Source organism: Actinoalloteichus caeruleus DSM 43889 (assembly GCF_000429185.2).
Classification (GTDB): domain Bacteria; phylum Actinomycetota; class Actinomycetes; order Mycobacteriales; family Pseudonocardiaceae; genus Actinoalloteichus_B; species Actinoalloteichus_B caeruleus.
This window is the reverse complement of sequence record NZ_AUBJ02000001.1, coordinates 3,354,789-3,367,781: the sequence shown is the minus strand read 5'-3', so window position 1 is coordinate 3,367,781 and position 12,993 is coordinate 3,354,789. Positions and strand designations below refer to the sequence as shown.

Genomic DNA, 12,993 nt, shown 5'->3' with positions numbered 1-12,993 from the left:
GCTGAGAACCGCGGCCGGTAGCGGCGGGCACCGGCGCCTGAGCCCGCCGTCGGCGCTGGTCACCGGCCTTGCTGAGAGCCCGCTGAGAGCAGGGGCGGTGCCGCTGGGGGGAACCGGCATGCTGGACGCGTGAAACCCAGGGTGTTGGTGGCCGATGACGAGGCCGGAGTGCGGCGGGCCCTGAACCGGGGCCTCAGCGCGGAGGGCATGGACGTGGTGCTCGCCCAGGCGGGACCGGACGCGTTGCGCCTGGCGCTGACGGGGGCGTTCGACGCGATCCTGCTCGACATCATGATGCCCGGCCTCTCCGGTTACCGGGTGCTCGCCGAGCTGCGGCGCAGGGGGATCACCACCCCGGTGCTGCTGGTGTCCGCGAAGGACGGGGAGGTGGACCAGGCGGACGGGCTCGACCTGGGGGCCGACGGATACCTGGTCAAGCCGTTCTCGTTCGTGGTGTTGCTGGCCCAGCTGCGTGCCGTGCTGCGGCGGGCCGAGTCGCTGGGCGCGCGGGAGGGCGTGGTGTACCGGCTCGACGAACTGGTGTTGGACACCGCCGTGCGCGGCGTCACGTGGCGGGGCGCCGAGGTGGGGCTCAGCCCACGGGAGTACGCGGTGCTGCGGGTCCTGATGGGCCGGGCCGGGGCGGTCGTCGGGAAGGACGAGCTGCTGGCCGAGGTGTGGGGCGACGAGGCCGCCGCCACCCGCAACGTCGTCGAGGTGTACCTGGGCTACGTGCGCCGGAAGTTGCGGGCGGTCGGCGCCGGGCACCTGCTGCGCACGGTGCGCGGGCACGGTTACCTGATCAGCGGCCCCGAGCTGGCCGACACCTCGCTGGCCCCGGCGGCGCCGGGCGGGGAGCCGGGCCGCCGGTGAGGGGGCCGGTCGGTGGCTGGTGGTCGCGCCGGTCCCTGTGGGCGAGGATCTCCCTGGTCACCGCGGCCGCCACCCTGGTGTTGATGGCGGCGTTGTCCACCGTGGTCATCGCCCTGGCCGACCGGATGGTGACGGGTTCCGCCGACGACGAGTTGCGCCGCTCCCTGGTGAGCGCGGTCAGCGCCGTCTCCGAGGGGCAACCGCCCCCTTCGGTGCCGCCGGCCCTGAACCGACCCGCCGTGCGCGTGCTCGACACGGCGGGCGCCCCCCGGGACGGTCAACCCGTGCTGGGGTTGTCCGAGCCGGAACTGGAGGCGCTGCGCACCGGGCGGTTCGTCACCCGGGGCGGGTACGGCACGGTGTCCCGGGCCGTCGGCATGGTCACCAGCCAGCCGGACGGGTCCCAACGGCTGGTGGTGGCGGAGGTCGAACTCGCCGGCTACGGCGAGATGCGCCGGGTCGGCCTGCTCGTGCTGCTGCTGTGCTCCGGGGTCGGGGTGCTGGTGGTGGGGCTGGTGACCTGGGGCGCCGTGCGCGGCTCCCTCCGCTCGGTCGACCGGGTCCGCCGTGCCGCGCTCGGGTTGGCACCGGGCGGTCGCCTCCCGGTGCCCGAGGCCAGGGACGAACTGCGGACCCTCGCCGAGGAGTTCAACGGGCTGCTGGCCCGCCGCGACGAGGCGGTGGCGCGGTTGCGCCGGTTCACCGGCGACGCCGCCCACGAGCTGCGGTCCCCGGTGACCTCGATCCGCGCGCAGGCGGAGGTCGCGCTCGCCTACCCCGACCCCGACGACGCTCAGGAGGTGTTGGCCGAGGTCGTCACGGAGTCCAACCGGCTCACCGCCCTGTTGGAGGACATGCTGTCGTTGGCGAGGTCCGACGCTGGCGAGTACCGGGAGCCGGTGCCCGTCGACGTCGCCGAACTCGCCCGGCAGGTGGCGCGGCGGCACCGGCTCGACCAGCAGGGGCCGGCGGCCAGGCCCGAGCCCGGTGCGGGCGGGCCCGCCGACGCCTCCGCGTCCCGGCCCGGCGGCGAACCGCATGTCCCCGCCCCCGGATCGCCGGCTCCCCCTCGGACCGACTCGGGCGCCGCGTCCCACCACGCCGGCGACGGCCCGGCGGCCGGTGCCGTCGAGCTCGCGGGGGGACCTCCACCCGCTCCGGACGAGGCCGAGGAGTCGTTCCGGCTCCTCGCCGAACTCGACGAGTGGCCCGCTGCTGGAGTGGACGAGCGATCCACCGCCGGCGGGGTCGACGACGGTACCGGCGAGGCGGTCGTCGCGGGACAGCCGGACCGGGGCGGGCACCGGGGGGCGGCACGTCCCCGCCCACCCCGGGTGGTGCTCTGCTACGCGCCGGTGCCAGCGCTGGCGGCCGCCGACCCGGTCGAGGTGGACCGGGTGCTCACGAACCTGGTGTCGAACGCCGTGCGGCACACCCGTGTCCTGGTCCGGGTCACGGTGCTGCCAGCCGGGCGGCACGTCAGGTTGGTCGTCGACGACGACGGCCCCGGCATCCCCGAGGAGCACCGGGCCCGGGTGTTCGACCGCTTCTACCGGGTCGACACCGGCCGGGCCAGGCAGGAGGGCGGCACCGGGCTCGGTCTCGCCCTGGTCGCGGAGCTGGTGGCCAGACGGGGCGGCTGGGTGCGGGCCGGGGTGTCCCCGGAGGGCGGTGCGCGGTTCGAGGTGGTGTGGCCGGCGCACCCGACCGAGAAGTGACCGACCTGGGGTGCCGGTGGGGGAGCGCCGGTGGGAGGAGGACCGCCGCATCCGCGTCGTCCGCACCTGCGGAGGCGCGGGGCCCACGAGCATGAAGGCCGTTCCGGCTCCTACCGCTTCGACTCGGAACCGGTAGCCCGGCCGGCCAGGCCGGAGCGGGCGCCGTGAGGCCGCGTCCCAGCGTCCGCGACCACCCGGAGAGCCCGACCCGCCGTCCGCGTCCTCCCAGGCACCGGCACCATCGACGGATGCCCGTGTTGAGAACCACCGCGTTGGTGGACGCCGAACCCGAGACCGTGGCCGCCGCCCTCCGCGACCGCCGGCAGTTCGTGGACGACCCGGCCGCCGGGGTGCGGATGCGGGCCGTCGACGGCCCCGGGCTGCTGGGAGCGGACGAGTCGATCTCCTTCCACGTCCGGGTGCTGCCCGGGGTGTGGATCCCGCTGCGCACGGTCCTCACCGAGGTGGGTGCGAGCGGCTTCCGCTCCCGCTCGCGGCCCGGGCCGTTCTTCGAGCGGCTCGAGCACCAGGTCACCCTCGCTCCCACCGGGGCCGGGGTCCTCGTCACCGACGAGGTGTCGTGGACGACGCGGTTCGGGCCGCTGGGCCGGCTCGTCGACGTCCTGATCGGCCGGCGGGTGGCGCTGCGGGTGTTGGGGGCTCGGGAACGGGCGCTCCGGGACCGGGCGCGGGAACTCGGGGCGGCCCGGCGGGTGGTGGGTGCCGCGATCGTGCGGGACGGTCGGTTGCTCACCCAGCGGCGTTCGTTCCCCGTCGAGGTCGCGGGACGTTGGGAGCTCCCGGGCGGGCGGGTGGAGAGCGGCGAGACCGACTGGGACGCCCTGCGCCGGGAGTGCGCGGAGGAGCTGGGCGCGGAGGTGACCGTGCTCGACCGGGTCGGACCGGATCTCCCGCTGCCCGGCGGGTCCGTCCTCCGGCTGTACGAGGCGGTGCTGGCCGAGGGCTCGGCGGAGCCCACCGCCGTGGAGCACCAGGGGCTGCGCTGGGTGTCCGGGGAGGAACTGGACGGACTGGACTGGCTGGACGCGGACCGGATCGTGCTGCCCGAGCTGCACGCCCTCCTCCGTCCCCTGGACAGCGAGGTGGGCTGACCCCTCATCGCCCGTGAGCGGCCCGCCGCCCCCGCCGCCTGGGAGGGTGGCGGCAGCTGGTCGCCGAAGGCGAAGGACGTCGCCGGGGCCGGTGACGTACTGCTGTTCGTCCCGTTGGGCGCCCTGCTGCCCCTTCGGTTCGCGAACCTGCGCGCCATCGCCCGCGATCACCCTGGTGGTGGGAACGTCTCCGTCCTCCTCGGATGTGTGCCCGGTGGCATTCCCGACGGTCCGGGTGGTGTCGCTGTACGACGTCCTCGTCAACGTCGCGGTCCGGGCGTTGGTGGTCCCTTCGGGTCGCCTCCTCCCGCGTTCGAGACCGATGGGACGTGGGGTTGAAGGCGGTCCGACTGGCCGTCCGTTTCCTGTCTCCACGACGCGACGGGAATGTGGTGCGGGTACCGCTGGCGTAGTGGGACGCGGTGAGTCCCAGTGCTGCCTCGGGGAGGTCCCGCTAGGGGTGCGTCGTCACATCGTCACATCGTCACATCGTCACGTCGTCTCGTGGTCGCCGTGGGATGCGGATACCTGGGGTGGGTGGATGGTTCGCCAGTCCAGGCCGTCCAGGGTTGAGCAACCTTCGAGCAGGCCGTGAGCCAGCTCGTTCGCGTCGATCCGCGCGAGGAGGAGCGCGACCGGGTGCTCGGTGTCGAGGGTGTCCAGCGCGACGAGGTCACCGTCCCCTCCTGCCCCCGGCCGGACCAGCTTGCCCCCCGGCACGCGGTTCAGGTGGGTGACCAGACACTTTTCCGCTGTCAGTCCGACGACCGTGCCCGACCGGGCGTCGGTGATGAGCTCCGCGAGTGTCCGGGCCTGGGACGGCGCGAGGGCGATGGTGGTCGTGTGCAGGGTGAGGGCCAGCAGCCGGAGCGGGTCGATCTCCAACCGGCACGTGATGGCCGTCATGGAGCCGGCTTGGACGAGGTCGGCGGCCACGGTGATCCGCCAGTCCGTGTCATGGGACCTGGGCGGTGGGGGAGTGGTGTGGTGCATCGGAATCTCCAGAGCTGTCGGGAGGGAGGGGCGGGGCGGCGGAGAAGCCCACTTCGGGGCGGTCCGAGAGAAGGCGAGGAGGTGAGATCGCAGGGTTCGTGGCGACCGTGGCCCTGTGATGCCGCGACCCTCAGGGGCGCGGCCGGTCGAGATCGGGTGGTGCGGTACTCACGGCCGAATGGGCGTGGGGGGTGCTGAGGCGCAACAGAGCGACTCCCTCCGTGAGGAGGGTCGCGATCCGCTGAGCAGCGTCGATGTCGAACCGGGTCGTCCAGTCCGCGACTCCGGCGGAGGCGGGGAGCAGGCGACACATCGTCCCCGAAATGCCCTCCTCCGGTGTCACGACGAGGGAGCAGCGGGGGCTCATCTCGTGTGCGACGGGGAGGCGCGTCGCGGTACCCGTGCGCAGCGCCGTCGCCAGTCGACGGGCCTCGTCACGTGCGAGCCCGATGCTTCCCGCCCTGGTGGAGCCCAGGCGCAGGACGACCCTGGTGCGGCTGTGATCCAGCTCGACCTGGCAGGTGGAGGTCGACCGCCGTTCCACGTCTGGCTCGAGCGAGGCCACGACAGGCCCAAGCAACTCGACACGCTCGTCGAGTTCGAGCGAGAGGCAGCTCGTCAGAGCGGTCGCATCACTGACGTGTCCATGATGCTCGTGCCTGGGCTGCTCCAGAACCCGGCCTACACCCGCGAGATCATGCGGCTCGGTGGGGTGGCGCCTACCGAGGTCGAGAAGTGGGTGCGCATCAGGCAGGCGAGGCAACTGGTGCTCGGTTAACTGGACTTCATCGCCGTCCTGGACGAGGGTGTCCTGGCGCGCCCTGTTGGCGGCAGCGACGTCATGGCAAACCAGCTGCGGGCGATCCTCGAAGTAGCGGGCCGGGAGAGAACTACCGTGCGAGTGCTGCCGACGGGAAACCCGAGCATCGCACTGAACGGTTCCTGGGTGCCGATGTCCACCGGCCCACGCCCGGTGGTCCACCTTGAGCACCTGCGGTCCGGGCTGTTCGTCTTCGCCGAAGCGGATGTCTCGGCTTACGAGATCGCCACGGCTACTGTCATGTCCGCGAGCCTCGGCCCGGCGGAATCGTCGAACCTCATCCGGGACTACCTGACCACATTCGCGGCGGCAGCGAAGGAGTGACCATGTTCGAGACGTGGCGGAGGAGCACGCACAGTGGCGTGCAATCCAACTGTGTCGAGGTGGGGTCGTCGGTGGAGTTGGGGGTGGTGGGGATTCGGGACACGAAGAACCGTGGTGGGGGCGCGATCGTGGTGGGACGGGGTGCTTTCGACGCCTTCGTCGACGTGGTGCGCTCCGGCCAGCTGGGCTGAGCGCGTTCGGAACCCCGCCCGAGGGGCCCTTCGGGGCAGGGCGGAGCCGAGGGTGGCCGGGTGGTGGTGACCAGCGTCTCCGGTAGGCGGCGGCCCTTGCCGCGCGGAGTTCACGACTGATCGGTCGGGCGCCGGGCAGCCGCCGGCGGGGCTCCCGGGCGCCTGTCCTCGACCGGGCACGCCGGTCGTCCCGCGACTGGAGCCGCGTCACACTCCACCGGAACGACGACGACGGTGAGTAGCGCCCCGATAGCCTCCCGGAATGGCTTTCCTGCGTGGCGCGCTCCTCGTGCTGGCCGGCGTGGCGGGACTCGCGTCGCTGATCATGGTTTTCGTGCGGATGGAGGAGTCCTTCCGCCTGTCCCCTCTCCAGTGCCGTGGCAGTCAGATGAGCCGGGTGGGTCAACCGAACGCCGTCGATCTGAGCTTCTCGTGCGATTCCGACCAGTCCTTGCTGCTCGGGGCCCTGGGAATCGGGCTGTTCGGCCTGCTCATGGCGGTCATCGCCATCGCCCTCCGGCCCGCGTCGGCGGGCGTGCCCCGGCCACCCGCCCAGTCCTCGTACTACGCTGGTGGGGTTCCACCCACCGCCCAGCCCGGCGGCGCCGCCGGGCCCCGAGCGGGGGTGCGCCCGCCGCGCCCGCCGGCTACCAGTACCACCAGCCGGGCCAGCAGCCGCCCCCGCAGTGACCGAGCGGACAGCGTTCGGCCACTTCACGTGCACTAGACTGGATCAGGCCGCGCGTGCGGGTCCGCCGGCGGTCCTCTTCCTCCACCAACATCGTCAGGAGTCTTCGCGTGCCTGCTCCCAGTGCCGTCGCCGGTGAGCTCACCAGGACAGACCTGCGCAACATCGCGATCGTCGCGCACGTCGACCACGGCAAGACCACCCTGGTGGACGCCATGCTGCGCCAGTCGGGGGCCTTCTCCGCCCGCTCCGAACCGGTCGACCGGGTCATGGACTCCGGTGAGCTGGAACGGGAGAAGGGCATCACCATCCTGGCCAAGAACACGGCCATCCGCCGGGAGACCCCGGACGGCGCGGTCACCATCAACGTCGTCGACACCCCGGGCCACGCCGACTTCGGTGGCGAGGTGGAGCGCGGCCTGTCGATGGTCGACGGGGTCGTGCTGCTGGTCGACGCCAGTGAGGGGCCGTTGCCGCAGACCCGGTTCGTGCTCCGCAAGACCCTCGCCGCCGGCCTGCCGGTCGTGCTCGTCGTCAACAAGGTCGACCGGCCGGACAGCCGGATCGCCGAGGTCGTCGAGGAGACCCACGACCTGCTGCTGGACCTGGCCGCCGAGGTCGGTGCCGACGACTCGGTCCTCGACCTGCCGGTCATCTACGCCTCCGCCCGGGCCGGCCGTGCCAGCCTGGAGCAGCCGGCCGATGGCGCGCTGCCCGACAGCGAGAACCTCGACCCGCTGTTCGAGATCCTGCTCAACCACGTGCCCGCGCCCACCGGTGACCCGGAGGCCCCGCTGCGGGCCCTCGTGACGAACCTCGACGCCTCGGCCTTCCTCGGGCGGCTGGCGCTGTGCCGGGTGCACGCCGGCCGCATCTCCAAGGGGGAGACGGTGGCGTGGTGCCGGGAGGACGGCTCGACCCAGAAGGTGCGGGTCGCCGAGCTCTTCCTCGCGGAGGCGCTGGACCGGGTCCCCGCCGAGCAGGCCGCCGCTGGCGACCTCGTCGCCATCGCCGGCATCCCCGACATCACCATCGGCGACACCCTCGCCGACGCCGAGAACCCCGAGCCGCTGCCGAGGATCACCGTCGACGAGCCGGCGATCTCCATGACGATCGGGGTGAACAGTTCCCCGATGGCCGGGCGCAACGGCGGCGGCAAGCTCACCGCGAGGCTGGTCAAGGGCCGGCTGGACGCGGAGCTGATCGGCAACGTCAGCGTGCGGGTGCTGCCCACCGAGCGTCCCGACGTGTGGGAGGTGCAGGGCCGTGGCGAGCTGGCCCTGGCCATCCTCGTCGAGCAGATGCGGCGGGAGGGCTTCGAGCTGACCGTCGGCAAGCCGCAGGTGGTCACCAAGACCGTCGACGGCAAGCTGTGCGAGCCGTTCGAGCGGCTCACCGTCGACATCCCCGAGGAGCACCTCGGGGCGTTGACGCAGCTCATGGCCAACCGCAAGGGCACCATGGAGCAGATGGGCGACCACGACGGTTCCGGCCGCATCAAGATCGACTACATCGTCCCGGCCCGAGGGCTCATCGGCTTCCGCACCGAGTTCCTCACCGAGACCCGGGGCACCGGCATCGCCAACCACGTCTTCGTCGGTTACGAGCCCTGGGCCGGCGAGCTCCGCACCCGGCACAGCGGTTCGCTGGTCGCCGACCGCACGGGAGCGGTCACCAGCTACGCGATGATCCAGCTGGCCGACCGGGGCACCTTCTTCGTCGAGCCAGGCGCGGCCGTGTACGAGGGCATGGTCGTGGGGGAGAACCCGCGCGCCGAGGACCTCGACGTCAACGTGTGCCGGGAGAAGAAGCTGACCAACATGCGGTCCTCCACGGGTGACGAGCTGGAGCGGCTGGCCCGACCCCGCAAGCTCGGTCTGGAGGAGGCCCTGGAGTTCTGCTCCGCCGACGAGTGCGTCGAGGTCGCCCCGGACGTGGTCCGGGTCCGCAAGACCGTGCTGGACTCCACGCAGCGGGCCAGGGAGCGGGCCCGCGCCAAGACCCGAGGCTGAGCGCACCACCCGGCGGTCGGCGGTCCCCCAGCGGGGCCGCCGACCCCGTGCGTCCGGCCCCGGAAGGGCGGACCGGCGCGGCGTGGCCGTGGACGCAACCGGGAGAACACACCACGCCGGATACGGTCACCGCTACGCTCGGGCTGCCGTCGTGCGCCCGACCCCTGACCCGCGTCCACCGCTGGCGGTCAGCGGACAGGTACCGGTCACCCGTCGGTGCCACTGTCGACCAGCGCAGAACCAGAGGAGAGCTCGATGGCCGGGTCAGCGCCGCACCGGTCGCGGTGCCGGGTCAGCGCGCTCCTCTCGGCGCTGGTGACAGTCGTCCTCGTCGCGGCGTGCACCAACACCCCACCGCCCCCGCTCGTCGATCCCACGCACACCGACCAGGTGCCCAGCGACCCGGTGCCCAACGAGGTCGTGGTGGGCGTCGACGAGCTGTCCGGTGGTTTCAACCCGCACCTGCTCTCCGATCTCTCCGCCACCACCACCGTGCTCGCCAGCCTGCTGCTGCCCTCGGTGTTCCGGCCGGGACCCGGCGGGGATCCCCGGCTCGACCGGTCGGTGGCCACCTCGGCGCGGGTGGTGGACGCCGAACCGTTCACCGTCCGCTACGTCCTCCGGCAGGACGCGTCCTGGTCGGACGGGGCTCCGATCGCCGCCGAGGACTTCGACTACCTGTGGCAGCGGATGCGCGCCGAACCGGGAGTGGTGGACTCGGCCGGTTACCGGTTGATCGACGAAATCACTTCGCGGAATGGTGGAAAGGTCGTCGAGGTCACCTTCTCCGAACCGTACCCGGCGTGGCGTTCGCTTTTCTCCGATCTGTTGCCGGCACACCTGCTCAAGGATGCTCCCGGCGGGTGGACCGGGGCGTTCTCGAACACGTTTCCGGTTTCGGGAAACGCGTTCACGGTCAACGTGATGGACCTGGAACGCGGTGAACTCATTCTGGAGCGCAACGACAAGTACTGGTACAACCCGGCGTCGCTGGACCGCATCGTGTTCCGGGAGGCCTCGCACAGCGGTCTGGCGTCCGCGCTGGACAGTGACGACAACCAGGCGGCCATGCTGCGGGCCGACGCCATCGCCACCGGCCTGCTCGCCGGCATCGGGACACCGCTGGACCGGTGGACGGTGCCCCGGTCCCACCGGGTGGAGGTGCTGTTCCGGCCGGCGAGCCCACAGCTGAGCGACCAACGGGTGCGGCGGGCGGTGGCCGCCTCGCTCGACCGCGACTTCCTCATCGCCGCCGGAGCCCGCAGCGGTCCCTCCGCCGACCTGCGCGCCGACGCGCAGCTGCGGTCCCCGGTCGACCCGGCGTTCGCGTCGACCCTCCCCGAGGACTCGGTGCTGGGCAGCGGCGATCCCGACCTGCTCGTCGAGCAACTGTCCGAGGCCGGGTACGCCCTGGTCGACGGGCAGTGGCTGCGCAACGGCGTTCCCTTCGAGCTGGTGGTCGCGGCGCCGAGGGAGCAGGAGCCGTACACCTCCTTGGCCGGGCACGTGGCACGCCAGCTGCGGGACCTCGGGGTGGAGACCAGCCTGGTCACCCCGCCCGCCGACGAGCTGTACCAGATGTTGATGAGCGGGCAGCAGGGCGGCGGCGCGAGCGCCGGCACGGCCGGTGGCGAGGGCGAGAACCGGCCGATCGTGGACGTCGCGGTGGTGCCCCGCCCGACCGGCGGCGACGTCGCCACGGAACTGGCCTCCTGGTTCGGCTGCGTGCCGGCCGCGGTGGACGGCGCCCCGGTGCTCCCCGGCAACCCGGCGGGCTTCTGCGATCCCCAGCTCCAACCCGTCATCGACTCGGTCCTGACCGGGGGTACCCCGCTGTCCGAGGTCGAGGCCGAGCTCGAGGGCGCGCTCTGGCAGCGGGCGGTGACGCTCCCGCTCTTCCAACTGGCCGAGACGGTGGTCGCCACCGAGGAGCTCGACGGGGTGGCGCACACCAGACCGTTCCTCGGGCCCTTCTCCAGCGCCCTCCACTGGAGACGGGTCGGGGCCTGACGGAGTTCGCCTCCGCCTCGGGAACCCGTTCGCCGCGCGCCCCGGGAGGGTCGGGGGGAACCGGGCGCGGAATTGGGATCGGGCGGTGAGAAGAACACGCCCGTAACACCAGGGCAATAGTGTTCAAAAAACGGACGTGTCCGTTCGGTTAGTGGACGATAACCCTCCGCGTGCGAGGAGTCACCTTTTGGTCACGATCCAGTGTTCCCAGGTGACCGCCACCTGTCGCAGTTCTTACCGTTCCGCCAATGGCGAACCGGCTTCCGGGTTGGGCCGCTGATGGGTGGTTCGGGTCATGACCGTTGGTTGCGGTCCGCTGACCCAGTGCTAGGAGGGCACACCAATGAGGAGAACGAGGTCTGTCGCCGCGGTCGCGGTGACGATGAGCGCCGCGCTCGTGCTGAGCGCCTGCGGCGGCGGAGGCGGCGACAGCGACAACAACGGCGGTGGCGGGGGCGGCCTCAACGACTCCAGCGCGACCGGTGGGAAGGGCAACAACGGCGACGGCACCTACAACGTGCCGGAGGTCGAGCAGGGCGGCGACGTCACCGTCACCCACGACGCGGCCTACACGTCGTACAACAACGGCGCGCGCAGTGCCAACAACTTCAACAACACCCTCGTGTTGAACACGATGATCTCCGAGCCGTTCGTCGTCACCGACACGATGGAGATCCTGCTCAACGCCGACGTGATGGAATCGGCGGAGGTCACCAGCGAGGACCCGCAGGTCGTCGAGTGGAAGATCCGCGAGGGCGTCACCTGGTCCGACGGTGAGCCCTGGGACTGCAGCGACTTCTACCTGTCCTGGTTCTCCAAGAGCAGGCTGGCCACCACCGAGGACGGCGGTGAGCTGTTCGCCCCGGCCTCCACCACCGGTTACGACATCATGACCGGCAGCTGCGAGGACGACCGTACCTTCGTCGGCGAGTTCTCCGAGACCTACGCCGACTGGACCGGGCTGTTCGGCAGCAAGGCGATCCTGCCGTCGCACATCCTCGAGCAGGAGACCGGCATCGAGGACGTCCTGGAGCTCAGCGCCGACAGCCCCCAGGAGGAGCTGGACGCGGCCGCCGAGTTCTGGAACGAGGGCTGGAACGGGTTCAACCCGGACCTGATGCCCTCCTCCGGCCCGTACATGTTCGACAGCTGGCAGCAGGGCACCTCGGTCACCGTGGTGCGCAACCCGGAGTGGATCGGCAACCCCGGCGGGCCCGACAGCATCACCCTGCAGAACATCGCCGACGCCAACGCCCAGGTGACCGCGCTCCAGGACCAGCAGGTGCACGTCATCGCGCCGCAGGCCAACAGCGAGACCGCCGAGCAGCTCCAGGCGCTGACCTCGCAGGGCGTCACCTACGAGGCGAAGGCCGGTCTGACCTTCGAGCACCTCGACATCAACCTCGCCAGGGAGAAGTTCCAGGACCTCGCCCTGCGCCAGGCCTTCGCGGCCTGCGTCGACCGCGAGGAACTGGTCGACAAGCTGCTGAAGAGCGTCGACCCGGAGGCCGCCCCGCTGGGCAGCCTGCTGTTCCTGCCCGAGGAGCCCGGCTACGAGGACCTCTACAGCGACATCACCGGCCAGGGCGCCGACGCCGCCAAGGAGATCCTCGAGGAGGGCGGCTGGACCCAGGGTTCGGACGGCGTCTACGAGAAGGACGGCGAGCGCGCCTCGCTGACCATCAGCCACACCGCGCTGGACCGCCGCACCGACTCGGTCGCCCTCATCCAGGGCACCTGCGCCGAGGCCGGCATCGAGGTCATCAACGACACCGACGACAACTTCCTGGACACCCGCGTCAGCGAGGGTGACTACGACGTGGCCCTGTTCGCCTGGGTCGGCACCCCGTACAAGGCCTCCAAGGCCTCGCTGTACAGCATCGGCGGCGGCCAGAACTGGAGCGGCTGGGAGAACCAGGAGGCCACCGACCAGTTCGAGACCGTGAAGAACAGCCTGGACGAGGACGAGCGGAACGCCGCGCTGTCCGCGGCCGACAAGGCCTACGCGGAGGACGTCCTGTCCATCCCGCTCTTCCAGGTGCCCGACGCCTGGGCCTACGCCGAGAACGTGGACCACGTCACCTACCAGGGCTCCGACGGTGTGACCTGGAACGCTGCGGAGTGGGAGGTCACTTCCTGACATCGGTCGCGTGACACGGGGCCGGGCCGACAGGGTCCGGCCCCGTGTGCCACCCGAGGGTGGCACCGACCGGTGGCCCCTGCCGGTGCAGCCCGCGGCCGGTCCGCCTGGG

Annotated in this window: 10 protein-coding genes and 1 pseudogene; 9 read left to right on the top strand and 2 right to left on the bottom strand. The window is 71.8% G+C overall.

The window, feature by feature from the left end; translation table 11 throughout:
* Positions 1 to 129: 129 nt before the first annotated feature.
* The 3 genes from G443_RS12955 to G443_RS25475 all read left to right on the top strand — a co-directional run bounded on the left by G443_RS12955 (position 130) and on the right by G443_RS25475 (position 3,703).
* On the top strand, positions 130 to 873 hold the full coding sequence (locus G443_RS12955; protein ID WP_026417325.1) for a response regulator transcription factor: 744 nt from the start codon (positions 130 to 132) through the stop codon (positions 871 to 873).
* Positions 870 to 2,591 (top strand): sensor histidine kinase, encoded by a 1,722-nt coding sequence (locus G443_RS12950; protein ID WP_026417324.1) that lies wholly within the window; start codon positions 870 to 872, stop codon positions 2,589 to 2,591. Before G443_RS12955 ends, G443_RS12950 begins: the two co-directional genes overlap by 4 nt.
* 248 nt (positions 2,592 to 2,839) lie before the next feature.
* The gene (locus G443_RS25475; RefSeq protein ID WP_103055740.1) at positions 2,840 to 3,703 is read left to right on the top strand and encodes an NUDIX domain-containing protein; all 864 of its coding nucleotides are present in this window, start codon (positions 2,840 to 2,842) and stop codon (positions 3,701 to 3,703) included.
* A gap of 492 nt (positions 3,704 to 4,195) precedes the next feature.
* Here the strand turns inward: G443_RS25475 and G443_RS12940 are convergent, their stop codons facing one another.
* The gene (locus G443_RS12940; RefSeq protein WP_026417322.1) at positions 4,196 to 4,696 is read right to left on the bottom strand and encodes a hypothetical protein; all 501 of its coding nucleotides are present in this window, start codon (positions 4,694 to 4,696) and stop codon (positions 4,196 to 4,198) included.
* Between the two features lie 130 nt (positions 4,697 to 4,826).
* On the bottom strand, positions 4,827 to 5,261 hold the full coding sequence (locus G443_RS25470) for a hypothetical protein (RefSeq protein ID WP_026417321.1): 435 nt from the start codon (positions 5,259 to 5,261) through the stop codon (positions 4,827 to 4,829).
* Between G443_RS25470 and G443_RS25035 the strand changes: the two are divergent.
* From G443_RS25035 to G443_RS12905, 6 genes and pseudogenes are all read left to right on the top strand, one after another.
* A pseudogene (locus G443_RS25035) lies at positions 5,196 to 5,840 on the top strand (DUF5753 domain-containing protein). The gene G443_RS25470 and the pseudogene G443_RS25035 overlap by 66 nt on opposite strands.
* A 2-nt stretch (positions 5,841 to 5,842) precedes the next feature.
* Entirely contained in the window at positions 5,843 to 6,031 is a 189-nt protein-coding gene (locus tag G443_RS12925; protein WP_026417319.1) for a DUF397 domain-containing protein, read from the top strand.
* 262 nt (positions 6,032 to 6,293) lie between these two features.
* Positions 6,294 to 6,758, top strand: coding sequence for a hypothetical protein (locus G443_RS12920; RefSeq protein WP_253860208.1), 465 nt, complete (start codon positions 6,294 to 6,296; stop codon positions 6,756 to 6,758).
* A 71-nt stretch (positions 6,759 to 6,829) separates the two neighbouring features.
* On the top strand, positions 6,830 to 8,731 hold the full coding sequence (gene typA, locus G443_RS12915) for a translational GTPase TypA (protein ID WP_026417317.1): 1,902 nt from the start codon (positions 6,830 to 6,832) through the stop codon (positions 8,729 to 8,731).
* Positions 8,732 to 8,986: 255 nt separating this feature from the next.
* Complete coding sequence (locus G443_RS12910) at positions 8,987 to 10,741, top strand: ABC transporter family substrate-binding protein (protein WP_051313302.1); 1,755 nt, start codon at positions 8,987 to 8,989, stop codon at positions 10,739 to 10,741.
* Between the two features lie 343 nt (positions 10,742 to 11,084).
* Positions 11,085 to 12,881 carry an ABC transporter family substrate-binding protein gene (locus G443_RS12905; protein WP_026417315.1) on the top strand — a complete coding sequence of 599 codons (1,797 nt, stop codon included), beginning with the start codon at positions 11,085 to 11,087 and terminating at the stop codon, positions 12,879 to 12,881.
* Positions 12,882 to 12,993: the final 112 nt, after the last annotated feature.